8 protein-coding genes are annotated in these 16,719 nt (G+C 57.7%); 3 read left to right on the forward strand and 5 right to left on the reverse strand.

Features of this window, described 5'->3' with window-relative positions:
• Positions 1 to 48: 48 nt before the first annotated feature.
• The gene (gene gabT / locus ACN0RL_RS10435) at positions 49 to 1,326 is read right to left on the reverse strand and encodes a 4-aminobutyrate--2-oxoglutarate transaminase (protein ID WP_417516431.1); all 1,278 of its coding nucleotides are present in this window, start codon (positions 1,324 to 1,326) and stop codon (positions 49 to 51) included.
• Between the two features lie 90 nt (positions 1,327 to 1,416).
• Positions 1,417 to 3,150: an ABC transporter transmembrane domain-containing protein gene (locus ACN0RL_RS10440; RefSeq protein WP_417516528.1), complete on the reverse strand. Its 1,734-nt coding sequence runs from the start codon at positions 3,148 to 3,150 to the stop codon at positions 1,417 to 1,419.
• Between the two features lie 273 nt (positions 3,151 to 3,423).
• Here ACN0RL_RS10440 and ACN0RL_RS10445 point away from each other — a divergent pair, with 273 nt between their 5' ends.
• Together ACN0RL_RS10445 and ACN0RL_RS10450 are read left to right on the forward strand one after the other, a co-directional pair.
• Positions 3,424 to 5,229 (forward strand): ABCB family ABC transporter ATP-binding protein/permease, encoded by a 1,806-nt coding sequence (locus ACN0RL_RS10445; RefSeq protein ID WP_417516433.1) that lies wholly within the window; start codon positions 3,424 to 3,426, stop codon positions 5,227 to 5,229.
• A gap of 81 nt (positions 5,230 to 5,310) precedes the next feature.
• Complete coding sequence (locus tag ACN0RL_RS10450) at positions 5,311 to 6,525, forward strand: phage tail sheath family protein (RefSeq protein ID WP_417516435.1); 1,215 nt, start codon at positions 5,311 to 5,313, stop codon at positions 6,523 to 6,525.
• Here ACN0RL_RS10450 and recD read toward each other — a convergent pair.
• Genes recD through recC form a run of 3 tightly spaced genes read right to left on the reverse strand, consistent with a single transcriptional unit; the run spans position 6,428 to position 16,109 of the window.
• Positions 6,428 to 8,764: an exodeoxyribonuclease V subunit alpha gene (gene recD, locus ACN0RL_RS10455; protein ID WP_417516437.1), complete on the reverse strand. Its 2,337-nt coding sequence runs from the start codon at positions 8,762 to 8,764 to the stop codon at positions 6,428 to 6,430. The genes ACN0RL_RS10450 and recD overlap by 98 nt on opposite strands.
• Entirely contained in the window at positions 8,761 to 12,489 is a 3,729-nt protein-coding gene (recB, locus tag ACN0RL_RS10460) for an exodeoxyribonuclease V subunit beta (protein ID WP_417516439.1), read from the reverse strand. Before recB ends, recD begins: the two co-directional genes overlap by 4 nt.
• A complete protein-coding gene (recC, locus tag ACN0RL_RS10465; RefSeq protein WP_417516441.1) occupies positions 12,486 to 16,109 on the reverse strand; it encodes an exodeoxyribonuclease V subunit gamma in 3,624 nt (1,207 codons plus the stop codon). Before recC ends, recB begins: the two co-directional genes overlap by 4 nt.
• A 161-nt stretch (positions 16,110 to 16,270) precedes the next feature.
• Here recC and ACN0RL_RS10470 point away from each other — a divergent pair, with 161 nt between their 5' ends.
• Positions 16,271 to 16,717 carry a DUF4864 domain-containing protein gene (locus ACN0RL_RS10470; protein ID WP_417516443.1) on the forward strand — a complete coding sequence of 149 codons (447 nt, stop codon included), beginning with the start codon at positions 16,271 to 16,273 and terminating at the stop codon, positions 16,715 to 16,717.
• The last annotated feature ends 2 nt before the right edge of the window (positions 16,718 to 16,719 follow it).

Here is a 16,719-nt window from a genome sequence, read left to right on the forward strand (position 1 = left end):
AAAAAAACCGAACCCTGAGGTCCGGCTTTTTTACGAACAGGTGCTAAATCAGGCGCCTGCTTCTTTCAGGCTTTCCTCGAGAATCGTCAGCCCTTCTTCAAGGACATTATCCTCGATGGTGACGGGCATCAGGAAGCGCAGAGTATTGCCGTACATACCACAACTCAGAAGAATAAGGCCCTTTTCTTTGGCCTTTTTCGTGATTGCTGCAGCCAGTTCCGGCATGGGTTTGCGGCTTTCCTTGTTCTCGACGAGCTCGAACGCCGCCATGGAGCCGAGGCAGCGGACGTTATCCACATGGGTGAACTGCTCTTGCCACTTGGTGAAGCAAACTTCCAGCTTCTTACCGAGGCGCTGGCTCTGACCCAGAATATCCTCATCCCTGAACACATCAAATACAGCCAGTGCAGCAGCACACGCGGTTGGGCTACCGGTATAAGTACCACCCAGCGAATTCGGGCCAGAAGCATCCATGTGCTTGTCTGTTCCGACGATCGCCGAGATAGGCATGCCATCAGCCATACTCTTGGCCATGGTCATCATGTCCGGCTCAACACCACTGTGCTCGATGGCGAATAGCTTGCCGGTGCGACCAAAGCCACTCTGAACTTCGTCGACAATCAGCAGAATGCCGTTTTCATCACATATCTCGCGAAGTTTCTTGAGGAAACTCGCAGGTGCCGGATAAAAACCACCCTCACCCAGTACCGGCTCAATAACGATAGCGGCAGTCTGGTTTGCGGGTGAATCTGCCTTCATGGTCATCATCAGCCCACGCAGGGCTTCGTCTTCGCTTACGCCGTGGTACGGCACGGGGTAAGGCGCACGAAAGACAGTTCCTGGCATGGGGCCAAAATCCGTCTGGTAAGGCGCGGCTTTGCCGTTCATGGCCATAGTCATGAACGTACGACCATGATAGCCGCCGTCAAAGCAGATGATGTTTGTGCGGCCGGTAGCTGCACGAGCAATTTTTACGGCGTTTTCCAGAGCTTCAGCACCGGAGTTCGCAAGCATGACCTTGGCGTGACCCTTTACCGGTGCAACCTCGCTGAGCTTCTGGGCCAGACGCACGTATCCTTCATAGGACATAACGGTCTGGCAGGTATGCATCAGCTTATCAAGTTGGGCTTTTACCGCCTCAACGACTTTAGGATGCCGATGACCAATGTTAAGTACACCGATACCGCCGGCAAAGTCGATCATGCGCTTGCCGTCTGCGTCCCACAGTTCTGCATTGGTTGCGTGATCGGCAAATTGTTCATTAGGACTTGCCGCGCCCGCTGCAACATAGCGTTCTTTAAGTGCCTGCAATTCTTTATTGCTCACTTTGCCATTCTCCCTGTGTCTCTGATTTAACAATCTCACTTAACAGTGTAGGGAGTCGCGAGGCCTGACACAAATTGACAATGTGCAATATCATGCCGGCTGCTCCCGGAACTGCAGCGCAGCAAGGCGCCTGTAGAGCTCGTTTTCCCGTATTAACTCCTCGTGGGTGCCAACGGCTAAAAGCCGGCCCTGATCCAGAACGGCTATGCGGTCAGCATCCCGCACGGTCGCAAGCCGGTGGGCGATTACCAGAGTGGTTCTACCCGAGGTAAGCGCCGGCATAGCCTGTTGAATCAGGCTCTCGCTTTCCGCATCCAGAGCACTGGTGGCTTCGTCAAGCAGCAATATGGGCGCATCAGCAAGCAGGGCGCGGGCAATGGCTAGCCGTTGCTTCTGGCCGCCTGAAAGCCCCAGCCCGGCATCGCCCAGCCGAGTCAGATAGCCTTCTGGCAGCTTCTCAATAAATTCGTGGGCGTGAGCAATGCGGGCCGCCTTTTCAACATCGGTCTGGCTGGCGCCCGGCCGGGCGTAGCCTATGTTGTCTGCCACGGTCCCGTGGAACAGCGCAGGGTTCTGGGGCACCAGTGAAAAACAGTTACGCAGCGCCTCCAGAGAAACCGTAGCGCTGTCGGTACCGTCGATGTGAATTGTGCCACTGTCGGGCTGGTAAAAATGCAGCAGCAAATCAAATAGCGTCGATTTTCCGGCTCCCGAGGGGCCAACCAGGGCCAGAGTTTCCCCGGCACGGACATGCAGGCAGATATCGGCCAAGGCCGGGTGTTCGCGACGTCCAGGGTAACTGAAATTCAGACCCTCAATGGTGATTTCGCCAATGATCGGCTCTGGAAAGCCGCTTGCCACTCCTGCAGGCCGGTCAAACTCCGGTTCCGTCTGTAGCAATTCGAAAAGCCGAGCGGCGGAGCCGGCTGCCCGCTGCAACTCCCCGATCACTTCACTGATGGCGCCTGCGGCAACGCCTACCAGCAGGCTGTAAAACACAAATGCTGCCAGTTCGCCCGGGGTGATGCGACCGTGGATAACATCGAGACCGCCAATCCAGATCACAACGCCCACAGCGCCCATCACCAGGGAAATGGCTATGGTGGTTAGCCAGGCCCGCTGTTTGATACGGTCGCGGGCAATGTCGAAGGCGCGCTCAGAAACTTCCGCGAAAAAGCTCCGGTCGTGAGGCTGATGGTTAAAAGCCTGCACGGTTTTGATCTGGGTGAGATTTTCGCCCACGTAGCTGCCCACATCCGCCACCCTGTCCTGGCTGAGCCGTGAAAGCTGCCGCACTCGCCGCCCGAAAAATAGAATTGGCACAATAACCAGAGGGAAGCCCAGCAAAATGATACCGGCCAGTTTGGCATTGGTGATGAACAGCAATAGCAGCCCGCCCACCAGCATCAAGGTATTGCGCAAGGCGATGGAAACCGTTGAGCCGATTACCGATTGCAGCACCGTGGTATCGGCGGTGAAGCGCGATTGAATTTCCAGCGCGCGGTTTTCCTCGAAAAATCCCGGATGAAGGTCGATCAAGTGATTGAACACCTGCTTGCGGATATCCGCTACCACCCTTTCGCCGATCCAGGACACCAGGTAAAAGCGCGCGAAGGAGCCAAACGCCAACCCCAATATCAGAATGAAAAACAGCCCCATGGCGCGGGCCAGGTTGCCCGGAGATTCCGTCGCCAGGCCCTGATCCACAAGAATGCGCAGACCCTGCCCCAATCCGAGCGTAATACCTGCCGTGATAATCAACGCCACAAGAGCGCCTGCAACGGCTTTGCGATAGGGGCGTATAAACCCTATAACGAGTTTCAGGGCCTGCCGGTGACGAGTGCTGATGGTGTGCCTCCTGAGAGCTGTCTGCTGTAAACTTAGCCAGCTATACGGTTACGCTTGAAGTAAGGACTTATCATACAGCCAGACAAGAGCTTGTGGGCAGACACCTCCTGCCAGGACCGTCAAAAGCCACGGATGGCTTTTGCCGAGCGTACAAGGACGTATTTACAGCGTGTCCTGGCAGGAGGTGTCTGCCCACATGCTCGCTAAGACCGTACTTTCTGATAACTCCGCCATAAAAAAGGATCCCCCGTGCGAGCCTACGCCGACAGTGATTACCCGCAAAACCACAAACCGGACTGGAAGGTTATCGCCGGGCTATGGCCCTACCTGGCGGAATACCGGGGTCGCGTAGCGCTCTCTATCGCCTTTCTTATACTGGCAAAGCTGGCGACTGTCGCAACTCCTCTGGCCCTGAAATACATTGTCGACTATCTCGACCAGGGCCGTGAAGGCGAACTGTTGCTATGGATTCCTATCGTGCTGGTGGTTGCCTATGGCACCCTGAGGTTTGGCAGCACACTGTTCAGTGAGCTGCGGGACGCCGTGTTTGCAAGGGTTGCCGAGCGTGCCATGCGGCGGGTATCGCTGCGGGTGTTCCGCCATCTCCATGACCGCGAACTGGCGTTCCATCTGGACCGAAAAACCGGAGGTCTTGCCCGGGATATCGAGCGGGGAACCACCGGTATCAGCTTCCTGCTGCGCTTTACCCTGTTCAATATTGTGCCCACCCTGCTGGAAATCCTGATGGTGGCGGGCATCTTGTTCGTCGCGTTTAACGCCAGCTATGTGTTGGCCATTCTCGTTGCTGTGGTGGTGTATATCGTATTTTCCATCAAGGTTACCGAGTGGCGAACCAAGTTCGTGCGCGAGGCCAACGCCCGTGACAACCAGTCCAATTCCCGCGCGATAGACAGCCTGCTCAACTACGAAACCGTGAAGTACTTCAATAACGAAAAATTTGAAGCCGACCTTTACGACGAGAATCTGGAAGGCTGGGAGCAGGCCCGTCTGAAAAACCGCCTGTCTCTGGCGGCGCTTAATTCCGGCCAGGCTCTCATCATTGGTTTGGCCATGATAACCATGATGGTGATGGCCGTGAGGGAGGTGGCCAGTGGCGCCATTACTCTGGGTGACTTCACCATGATCAACGCCTACCTGCTGCAGTTGTTTATCCCTCTGAACGCACTGGGCTTCGTGTACCGTGAAATCCGCCAGGCGTTGGTGAACGTTGAGCGTCTGTTCGGATTGCTGGGTGAAGCACCGGCTGTTGAAGACGCGCCCGACGCTCCGGCACTGGTTGTGAATAAAGGCGAAGTCGGCTTTCATCACGTGCATTTTGCTTACCGTGCAGATCGACCGATTCTGCGGGATGTGAACTTCACAATACCCGCCGGGCACACAGTGGCGGTTGTGGGTGCCAGCGGAGCGGGCAAATCCACCCTGGCCCGCCTCCTGTTCCGCTTTTTTGACGTGGATAAAGGCGGTATTACCATTGATGGCCAGGATATCCGCTCGGTCAGCCAGGACAGCCTGCGGTCGGCGATTGGCGTGGTGCCGCAAGACACAGTGCTGTTCAACGATACCCTGTATCGCAACCTCGCCTACGGTCGCCCTGAGGCTACCGAAGCCGAGATACATCATGCCGCCAAACAGGCTCGCCTGGACGATTTCATCCGCAGCCTGCCAGAAGGTTACGACACCAAAGTAGGCGAGCGTGGACTGAAACTCTCCGGCGGGGAGAAACAGCGGGTGGCTATTGCCCGGGTTTTGTTAAAAAACCCGCCACTGCTGATTCTGGACGAAGCCACCTCCTCGCTGGATTCCATCTCCGAACAGGCAATTCTGGACGCCCTGAACGAAGTCAGCCGGCAGCGCACCACTCTTGTAATCGCCCACCGTCTGTCGACCGTGCGCGATGCCGATACGATTCTTGTCATGGATCACGGTCAAATCGTGGAAAGCGGCGGCCATAGCGAGTTGCTGGTGCAGAATGGCTACTACGCCAGATTGTGGCTGCAGCAACAGCACAGCGATGAAGAAGAGGAGAGTGTTTAAGGAAATACCGCTGTGTAGAGCTCCAAAATGTGGTCTATGGTGTGATTAAGCTGTTCGATGGATTGTTTGCAGGGAACCAATATGTCGCCACGCCTGAGATATCCCGGTGTTTATGTCGAGGAAATTGCTTCGGGAGTGAGGGCTATGGCGGGGGTGCCGACCTCGATCACGCTCTTCATTGGTATGGCCCGCCAAGGTGAGCTGAACCACCCGACCCATATTGACGGGTTTGGCGAGTTTGAACGGACCTTCGGCGGCGATATTTTTTATGGCGAGATGGCGCTGCAGGTTAAACAGTTCTTTCTTAATGGTGGCGCCAGAGCGGTCATCGTGCGCATTGAAGGCAATGACGGAGGAACTCCTGAACTGACCGATTACGAAAGTGCATTCGGGTCGGTCGCGTCCGACGTCGAATCATTCAACTTGCTGGTACTGCCTCGCGGGTTTGAACAGACAGATGACCAGCGGCAGCAACTATGGGGAACGGCCAGCGTATTCTGTCAGCACCAGCGAGCCTTCCTGATCGTTGACCCCCGGAGCGACTGGCAAACAGCAGCCGATGCCGCTGCCGGAGTAGCAGCGATGCGAACGGGCGCTGTTACCGATCATGCTGGCATCTACTGGCCCCGCATCATGGTGGCCTCTTCGATGTTACCCATTGATCCAGCTGGAAGCGTAGCCGGCATTATGTCGCGCACGGATGCTCAGCGCGGTGTCTGGAAGCCTCCTGCGGGTCGGGAGGCGTCTATTCTGGGTGTGACCGGGTTGGAGCATATGATTTCGAGAGCCGGGAATGGCGTAACGAACCCACAGGGGATCAACGCGCTGAGGCAATTACCCGGGGGTGTGGTGGTTTGGGGTGCGCGTACCATGGCTGGTTTCGAACACTCGGGCGAGAGCGACTATAAATATATCCCCGTCCGCCGCGCCGCGCTGTTTATCGAAGAAAGCCTGACCCGAGGGTTGGGTTTTGGCCTGATCGAGCAAAATGAGGAGGCCTTATGGGCGCAAATACGGTCAGTTGCAGGCGCGTTCATGCAGAAGCTGTTCCGACAGGGCGCATTTCTGGGAGACAAGGCATCCGACGCCTGGTTTGTGCGCTGCGATTCCAGCACTACGACGCAAAGTGATATCGACCGGGGCCGCGTTAATCTGATGGTAGGCTTCGCCCCGATGCGCCCTGCAGAATTTGTCGTTCTTAAGGTTCAGCAGAGCCTGAGTTCCCAGCCAACCCCGACGTCAGCACCGACGCCAACCCGGAAGCGCGTACCACCCTCTGGTCTACGCCGTCGCTGAATACGCTGGCGTTGCCGGTTATCAGGCTGAACCAGTTTTTTGCCCGGGTGATGCCTGTATACACCAGTTCCTTCGTGAGTACAGGGCTGAGACGGTCGGGTAGCACCAGGCAAGTGTGATTGAACTCAGAACCCTGGGATTTATGCACGGTCATGACGTACACGGTTTCCAGCTGTTGCAACCGGCTGGGTGATATCCAGCGGATGTCGCCGCTGCCGTCGCTGGCAGGAAAGGCAACGCGCAACACTGACTGCGGGCGATCGCTGCCATTTTGCGGGTCAGTGCCCGACGGCAGGCTGAAGGTAATACCTACATCGCCGTTCATCAGGCCCAGATTGTAATCGTTGCCGGTAATCAGCACCGGGCGTCCTGCGTACCAGCCGTCAGCCCGGGGAATGAGCTTTTGTTTCAGCAGATGGTGGGCGATCAGCTCGTTCAGCCCCTCTACACCCCAGGGGCCGCGGCGCAGGGCGCAGAGTATCTGAAAATCACTAAAGGCCTGCAATACCGATCTTGCCAGCTCGCCCCACTGCTCTGTTGTGCTGTTGCCGTCCAGACTGTGGCTTCGCATCAGCGATAAGTAGTGACGGTAGCCTACCGGTGGCGGCAAGGGCTGGTTGTTGCCATGGATTCGCCCTTCCCCGTTATTCTGGAAGGCTTCCGGGCTGCCACTGACCGCATGGCGGCAGATCAGCGCCTGAGCGTCTTCCAGAGAGGGTTTGTTGGTACCGCCATTCAGCCACATCACATCCTCGAAACCAGCGCTGCGGGCCTGCTGAAGCATGCTGTCGCTCAAGGTGTTGGTATTGACCGCTTCGGCCAGTTGCCGAATGCCACTGCCTTCGGCAAAGCGGTAGCTCTTGCGCAACATCGCCACCGCCTGATCCAGCGGCTGGCCTTCGGTGTCCTGCAAGCTTGTCGGGATGTCGGTGCCGGTTATGGCTTTTAGCCATTGCACAGTTTCTGGCAGATAGTGGCCGTCTGGCGCGCGCTGGCACAATTCACCCAACACGGCGCCGGCGTCTACTGAGGCCAGCTGATCCTTGTCGCCCAGCAGAATCAGTTGGGCGTTGGCGGGCAGGGCGTCAAACACCGACGCCATCAAGTCCAGGTCCACCATGGAAGCTTCGTCGATCACCAGAATATCCACCAGCAGCGGATTGTCGCGGTTATGGCGGAATTTGCGGGTGTCCGGGCGGCTGCCCAGAAGCCTGTGGAGCGTGGTTACTTTGGTGGGAATGTCTGCCAGAGATACCTGCCCCGGTAACAGCGCAAGAGGCAGACGGCTGACGGCACCGCCGATGGATTCGTTCAGCCGGGCTGCGGCTTTGCCTGTGGGTGCTGCGAGGCGAATACGGTATTTGCGCCCATCACGCTCTGTTGATTCACCTGCGACGGACTGCAGGGCCGCCAGCAGATTTACCACTGTAGTGGTTTTGCCGGTGCCGGGCCCGCCGGTAATCACGGCGAACCGGTTGCGGGCGGCCAGGGCACAGGCGAGCTTTTGGTAATCCACAAACGAGCCCACAGAATCTTGCGGTTTAAACAGTACGTCCAGAGATTTGCTCAGTGTTATGGCAGCTGCTGAAGCCGGCTCAGCGAGGGTAGACGGCTGCGCCAGACGCTGCAGAATTCCGGTGGCAATCTGCTGCTCGTAGCGCCAGAAGCGGCGCAGGTAAAGCCGGGTATCATTCAATACCAACGGCGTGGTATGTGAACCATCACTTACTGCCAAAGCATTGCCCAAAGCGGCCAGGCATTCCTGAATGGATACGAGAGCCAATAGTTCTCCCGGGCTATCAAGGCTCTCGTCAACGTTTTCCTGCGTCGCGAATGAGCCTGCCGGACTGTTCTTGTTTTGAGTGGAGAGAACGCCGTTTGGCTCCTCCGGTGGCAGCGAGAGAGAACTGTCAGCATCGGCCAACAGGTTGGCCAGATCAACGCACACGTGGCCCCGGCCAACCTGATGGGACGTAAGTGCAGCAAGCAGCAAAACCAGCGGTTTCGGCACTTCGCCCTGATCTTCCGACAAATCCTGAATCAGCCGTGCAAAGCGTACATCCAGCGGGCGAATCCAGCCTGCTTGCTGCCAGCTATCCAGAAGCTTCAGAACACTTTCGGTCTGATCCAAAGCAAGGCTGGTGTCTCGACGGGGAGAAGCTGAAGGTGTTTTATCCACACCAATGGTTCCATCCAGATCAAAGGCAAACTGGTTTTCGGTATTCCGTGTTTTGCTCATGCCGCTACCTCTCCGGCTGCCGTGCCGTCGAACATGGCATCCAGTTGTTCAATCAATTCTCTGGGTGGTTTGTCGGTAAACGCCCCTGCCCCGGGCGCATTCACGCCGCGCAAAAACAGATACACCGCGCCGCCTATGTGCTGGTCGTAGTCATAATCCGGCAGGCGGGCTTTCAGCAAGCGGTGCAGGGCCAGCAGATATAGGATGTACTGCAGGTCGTAGCGCTTATTGAGGATCGCCTCGCCCATGGCCTGATCTGTGTAGGCGCTGTCGCTGTCGCCGAGGTAGTTGGATTTGTAATCCAGCACGTAATATTGCCCGTTGTGTTCAAACACCAGATCGATAAAGCCCTTTAACATGCCATTGAAGCGTCCGGCATCCACTTGTGGCCGGTCTGCGCGGTTGAGGGTGTGTTGGTTCACCAACCGGTCCATGGCTTGGGTATTTACATTGCGGCTTTCAAACCAGAACTCGAGTTCCGGGCGCAATGTGCCAAGGCTCGCCAGGCTGACGCTTTCACCGCCGTGGCGGTTCAACGGCAGAGGTTGGCGGATGAGTGCAAGTATCCAGTGTTCAAGAGTGTCTACCCAATCACTCCAGCCCCGTGTGCTGCAACGACGTGTGAGCTGCTCGCGCAAGTGTTCAGGGTTATCCACAATGGTTTGCAGGCCCTGTTGTACACACCATTCCAGCAGATCGTGCAGAAAGGTTCCTGGGCCAGCGCCTTTGGGGAAATGATGCAGGTTGTGGCTGAGAGGAATGGTTGTGCCCTCATCCTCCGGGTTATGGGCGCCCTCTTCCAGCAGGTTCTGGGTTTCGGCGTCTTCCACTTCACCGGCGAACATTATGCCGGTGCCGGAAAGCCCGCTGTACTCCAGGGAGGAGTAACTGGCAATCCACCAGTCTTCCCGAGCTTCGCGGGTTGAAATCAGCGCTGGTCCCAGGGCCGCAGGAGCGGCTTCGGTGTAATGTTCTTCCGTCGCTTCCGGCAGTGCTTCGGTACTCAGTTCGCTGTGACCCTCTACCAGTTTCGTTAGCGCCTCACTGAGCGGCTGTTGCGCTGCAGGTTCACCGCCCAGAAGATACCCCAGACCGCTGAGATGCCAGTTATCAATCTCGGCAACGCCCACCCAAGTGGCGAAGCGGGCGCGGGTCAGGGCCACGTAGAGTTTGCGGATGTCCTCGCCGAGGCGTTCCTGATCTGCCCGGGCAACGTCTTCCGGCGTCGGATCAAACACGGTGATCAGCGTTGAGTCGTCGTCGTGATAACGCACGAACGACTGTTTTTCGCTTTGAGCGCGGAATGCGGTGCCAAAGGGCAGGAACACCAGAGGGTATTCCAGGCCTTTGGACTTGTGCACGGTGATGACTTTTACCAGGCCGGCATCGCTTTCCAGGCGCAGGGTGCGGTGTTCGTCTTCTTCGTCTGCCGCCCGCAGAATCTGGGTGTAGTGGTGCACAAGCGCGTGTTCGCCGTCCAGTTGCAGGCTGTCCTGTTGCAGCAACTCGGCAATGTGCAGAATGTCGGTTAGCCGGCGTTCGCCTTCCGGACGCTGCAGCAGGCGCCCGGGTACATCAAAGTCCATCAGGAAGCTGCGCAGCATGGGCAGTACGCCCTGGCTTTGCCACTGCTTCTGATAGCCCATAAAGCGATCAATCTCCCGCTCAAGTGCCATCTCGTCGGTCAGCAACTGGTCAAGATAACGCCAGGGCAAGCCTAGCGTGGGCGTGGCAAGTGCGGCGCGGGCGTAGGCCAGTTGCCGTGGCTCGGCAAAGGCTTTGAGCCAGCACAACACTTCTTTTGCCTCTTGCGAGGTGAGTACCGAATCCCGGTCAGACAGATACACGCTTTTGATGCGCCTTCGGCCCAGAGCTTCCCGAACAGCAGCCGCTTCGTTGCGGTTATTCACCAGAATGGCGATGTCTTTGGGTTCAACCGGCTCCAGATCGTCCTTGTTCGCTTCCAGAGCAAATCCTGCCAGCCCTTGCTGTCCAAGCGTCAGCAGGTGAGCAATTTCGCTGGCGCAGGTTTCTGCTGTATCCGTGGTGGCTGCACCTTTGGCCAGGCTCTTGCGGTTGCCGTTCTTGTCTTCCTCATCGCTTTCCAACGACCACAGGGTGAGGCTGGGCTGTACCTCGCCATTCACCGACCACAGGCGTTTGGTGCCATTGGCGTCTACCCCCTGAAATGGCAGGGGTGAACTATCGCCCTTGCCGAACAGGAAGGCTCCTTCCGGGCTATTCAGGTCGCCATTCTCAAACACCCGGTTGACTGCATTCACCATGGGTTTGGACGAACGGAAGTTGCGGCCCAGTGTCCAGGTGCGGTCGCGGGCGCCGGTGCGGGCGTCCAGATAGGTGTAGATATCGGCGCCGCGGAAGCCGTAAATGGCCTGTTTCGGATCGCCGATCATCAGCAGGCAGGTATCCGGATGATTCTCCGCAACCCGGTAAATGCGGTTGAAGATGCGGTATTGCACCGGATCTGTGTCCTGGAATTCATCGATCAGCGCCACCGGGAACTGGCGACGAATGGTGGCCGCCAGTTGATCTCCGCGAGGGCCATGCAGGGCATCGTCCAGCCGTGTGAGCAGGTCGTCAAAACCCATTTCCGAGCGCTTTTGTTTTTCCGATTCCAGCCTTTCTGCAATCCAGCGGCTGGCGTGCCGGAGAATGTCCGCCTCGGCGCTGGGCAGGCTCTGGCTGAATTTGATCAACTCTTCAATGGCATCAAAGGCGGGGTGATGGGGTGCATCGCCTTCACCTTTGAGTTTTGTCGGCAGTATGTCCGGTGTCTGGTTCTGGAAGCCGGCCTTGTCCAACCCCTCCGGGTAAAGCTCATCGGAAGCGGCCCAATCCAGCAGAGTGTCCCAGGCAGCAATCATCGGCTTCATGCTGCCACCGTGCAGACGTTTGCTCTTGTTGAGGGCAATCAGCATGTCGGTGACTTCAGGCTTCCAGTCTGCCCAGGGGTTGGCTTTCAGGGCCTGAGCCAGTTCCATACGTTTTTGCACAGTAGCTTCGATGGCCTGCTTAACATCGTCGGTAGCGACTTCAAAGGAGTCGGCATCGCCAAGCAGGTTATGCACAGCCGCACGCAGGTTATCCGGGGTTTTCCAGTGGCTCAACACTTCGTCCATCAGCACCGGCGACAACGGGTAGATAAAAGTGCGCCAGTAGTCTCGCGCGACTTCGTCGAGCAGTTCGCTCTGATCGGTTTCCAGTGACAGGCGGAACAGGCTGCCGCTGTCGAAGGCATGCTCGGTGAGCATGCGGTTACACCAGGCGTGAATGGTGGACACCGCGGCTTCGTCCATCCACTCGGCGGCCAGCAGGAGTTTTTTGCGGCAGTCCGGCCAGGTGGCCGGGTCTGGGTAGCTGTCGTCCCGCAGCTGATGGATCAGTGCGGTTTCAGGTGTGGGCTGGAGGTTTTCCCCGTTGCTTGAAAACACTTCGGCCGCTTGCGTGAGCCGCGTACGAATACGATCTCGCAGCTCCTTGGTCGCAGCATCGGTGAAGGTGACCACCAGCAGGTTGGGCGGCAGCATGCCGGCAGCCAGAGGGCTGCCCTCGGGTTGACCGTGGCCCAGCACGAAACGCACGTACAGAATGGCGATGGTGAAGGTTTTGCCGGTACCCGCACTGGCTTCAATCAGACTGCTGCCGTTCAGTGGCAGTACCAGTGGATCAAGGTTCGGGTTTTTCGTCACGGTTGTACCCGTCATAGCTTGCCCTCAATCTGACCAGCGGCGGATTTATCCTGTTCGGCTTCCCATAGAGGCACATAGAGTGCGTGCAACAAGGCTTCAAACTCGCCGCTTTCCATCAAGGCTTCAGCACTCTCAAAGGCACCTCGCAGATAGCCTGTGTCGCGCTCCAGAGCGGTCGCGTATGCCTGCTGGGCATCGCTGATGGCGCGCTCGTGATCGCCGAGGAATTTCTTGCTCTGGTAAAAGCTGTAAATCCAGGCAAATCCGGCCTCGCAGTGCAGCGGTAAAGCGCGGGTGCTGGCTTCTATCCAATTCGTCAGAATGTCGTCCAGATGCCTGGCGGCGTTTTCCTTTGGCAGAGGTGCAAAGCGAACTTTCCGGCCTTCCTCCTTGCCCAGAATCAGGGTTTCAAACGGTTGGGCGGTCAGTTGCCCGGCCAGATGGATCACCCAGTCCCGCATCAGGTTGGCGTAGCGGAGCTTCTTGCTGCTACCACTGCCGGTGAGCAAGCTTGAACCGGCGATTACCAACCGGCAGGTGTTACCCTCGTGGTTGCGGCGCAGGTTGTTGATCAAGTCCAGCACTTCAACAGAACCTGTGCTGTTCGCCAGCCTGTATTCAAAGGGAAGTGGCTCATTGATCGCCTCGGGCCATTCGGCCATGGCACTCTGATAACGCTGGAACAGATCCGGCAAGCGGCCGGCGAGATCGCCTCGCAACCGCTGTTCGGTAACGCCCATGCCCAGATCGCCGCGCCGGGCCATGCGATCCAGTGTGCTTTCCAGGCGTTCGTGCAGGTTTTCTTCGTTACTGGCTTTCAACAGGCCCTGCTCAATCAGTTCGGTGTCCAGACGCCAGCGGTCGAGACCGTTCAGGTCAAAGTTTTCGTTATCCGTGTCGTCGTCTTCCGCATCCTCGAAGCGCACCTGTAAGCGACGCTGATAAAAGGTATCCACAGGCTTTTTCAGCAAGCCTGCCAGATCGTTGAGGGCGATGGGTTCTTCGGGTTGTTGATGCGGCAGGGCGGTTTGCTGCTCACGCTGTTCTACCATTTCCTTGCCATGGGCACCGCGCCATTCGTGTTCGTAGGTGAACAGGCTGCGGGCGGCCAGCACTTCGGCTAGGGGCTTTGGCTGATTGCCGTCCCCTTCGCCCAGGCCATTGGCTTTCGGGAAATAATCCCGGCTGAACGGTTGCAGCGGGTGGCTGGTGGTCAGTGCGGCGGTTACGGAATCTTTTGGCTTTCCGGGCACCTGCCAAAGACTGTCGAGATGATCCTGCAACTGGCCAACCAGCACTGAGGGTGGTCTCGGCGAGTCGTCGCGGATGCTGCGCCCTACCCAGCTGATGTAAAGTTGTTCGCGGGCTGAGAGCATGGCTTCGAGAAACAGATAACGGTCGTCTTCCCGGCGGGAGCGGTCGCCCGGCCGATAATCCTGAGCCATCAGGTCAAAATCCACCGGTGGTCGTGAGCGTGGGTAGTCGCCGTCGTTCATGCCCAGCAGGCACACCTTGCGGAAGGGGATGGCACGCATGGGCATCAGCGTGGCAAAGTTCACCTTACCGGCGAGGAAGCGCTGGTTCAGACCGCCCTCATCCAGGCCTTCCAGTAATACATCTTTCACGATATTCAGCGGTAACGATTGCTCATCCAGCCCTGCGGCCATCGTGTCTTCCAGCCACTGCTCCAACTGCCGGCGGAAGCGGTTCAGCAGCATGAGATCATGCCCTTCTACCCTGTGGAAAAATTGCTCCAGCATGGCTGAGAAGAGCTCCTCCCATTGCTGGGGTGTGCGGCTTGCTTGCAGCTCCTGCCATAAGGTTTCCAGACGGTACACAAATTCACCAAGGCGCCCGGCCAGGCTGGCTTGCAGCCCGCCGATTTCAGCGTAGGGCTGAACACCGGCCCAAGGCTCATCGTCGCCCATGCCGTATCCCAGCAGCATTGAACGCAGGCCAGCCTGCCAGGTGTTACGCTCCAGTCCGGCAGGCAACTCCAGGCTTTCCCGGTGGGCACCGTGCAGACCCCAGCGAATATTGGCGCCTTCTACCCAGCGCCGGGCTAAGGGGATTTCCTCTTCGGCAATCTCGAAGCGATCACGAATACCGGGCACTTCCAGTAAGCTGATGATCTCACTCACCCCGAAACGGCTCCGGGGCAACGACATGAGCGTTTCCAGGGCAATCAGCACCGGCTCGTGGTGACGCTGGCCCTGATCGGAAATGGTGAAGGGTATGTGGCGCTTGAGGCCCGGCGTATAGCGGCCAAACACCGCCTGAATATGCGGTGCATAAACGTTGATATCCGGCACCATCACCATCACATCCCGGGGCCTTAGCGTGGCATCTGCGTTAAAGGCAGCCAGCAGCTGATCGTGCAGAATCTCCACTTCCCGTTGCGGGCTGTGGGCATCGTGGAAGGCTATGGAATGGTCGTGAGCCAGATCGAGTTCACGTTGTTCATCCCGGATTTCCTGAAGTGGCGTCAGGTTGTAAATATCATTCTGGAGCTGGTGCAGCAGGCAAGGCGCCTGCTCGGTTCCATGTTCAGAAAAGATGTCGATCTTCTGATCTGGGGTCTGGAAACTGGCGCGGTACTCATCGGGATTGTCGAATTCATCCAGCAGGCGAATGTAATCCCGGCCCTGTTTACCCCAGGCGGCCAGCAGAGGATTGGCGTGCTGGTGCAGCTGATCGGCATCCTCAATCTTCGACAGGGTATGGTGGACTTTGCCCCGCTTGCGCTCGGCTTTCAGCAGTTCGCGGTCGCTGACAATATCCGCCCAGTAAAACTGTGAAGGGTTGTGAACGCAAAGAACCACCTGGCTGAACCGGCTCAGTACGTAAAGGGCTTCCAGCGCCTGACGCGGCAGCGACGATACCCCGAACACCACAATGCGTTTGGGCAAGCGGCTCGGGTGAGCGGGTGCAGTTATACGCTGGCCTTCAGCCATAAACCGGGTATGAATCTGCGAACGGCTGGTGTGGGCTTCAGCGCCCGTGTCTTCCACCAGCTTGCGCCAGAGCATTGGCTGCCAAAGAGTGTCTTCCTCAACCGGCTTTTCTTCGCTGTGGGCAGTGATCACCACATCCCGGCCCTGCTCCCAGGCGGCCAGCCAATCGGCACGGAACACCTGATACTGGTCGAAAAGATCCGCTACCTTCTCCGCCAGCTGGAAGGCCCGTAAATCAGGGTCGCTTCCTTCCAGAAAGCGGGCCAGCGGGTTGAATACTTCGTCGGTATGAACCAGTTCCGGCAGCAGGCGGTACAGCCGCCATACCAGCCGGCGCTTATCAAAAGGGGATTGCTTCGGCACTTCGCCGTCCGGCAGTACGGCCCGATAGGCCTGCCAGATAAATCGCGCCGGGAACAAAAAGTCCATGCCGGCCGCAATGCCCAGCCCGCCTTCGCTGCCATCTGCCGCGCGCTTTTCCGCCAGTGCCAGCTTCAGCCACTGGGCAATACCGTTGCTCTGCACCAGAAAAGTCTCGCTCTGCAGCGGCGGCAGCGGGTTCTGCTGGCAGATAAACACCACCGCCCGGCGCAGGTCTTCCAGATGGTTGGCATGAACGGCGTGAAAGCCGGGGGTGATGGCGGCGTGTTCGGGCATGGTTTTCCCTGTTTTGTCTCTCATTCAATTCTGATCCGGTTCTGACGCTACAGGTTACCGCATGTGATCGGAGAAGCGGACCGTCTGAAACGTCTGACTATCGGAAAGCATTGTGCACAGCCGGAGGATCCGGAGACTTGCCTTAGCCGTATTGATTAAAAGATGTTCAATAAAGAGGTGTCGCCATGGGCCACCAACCTGTCAATTTCGGAAAGCGTATCATCCCGTTTCTACTTGTTGTTATGGCCGTTGTCAGTATCTGGACGTCCCGGTCCCTTGCCAGTAACACGGATAAAGACGCGGGGATTCAAGACACCATTCTTCGCCAGATCGAGGCGTTTGCCAACAACGACCCTGAGCAAGCCTGGGCGCTGGCGTCGGAGAGTATTCAGCGCCGTTTCGGGTCATCAGAGGTTTTTCTGGATATGGTGCGATTGGCGTATCCGGCGGTACACAATGCCACTGCGATCGAGTTCTCCGACCGGGTGCCCCACGACGGGTTTCAGATCCAGATGGTGAAACTCAAAGGGCCGGAGGGCGAGCGATGGGATGTCTACTACCGGATGGTGCTGACTGAAGACGTGTGGAAAATTGCCGGCGTTCGCCTGCAGCCGGCTGAACCCGGTATTTGAAT

This window comes from Marinobacter sp., from assembly GCF_048259445.1.
Taxonomy (GTDB): Bacteria; Pseudomonadota; Gammaproteobacteria; order Pseudomonadales; family Oleiphilaceae; genus Marinobacter.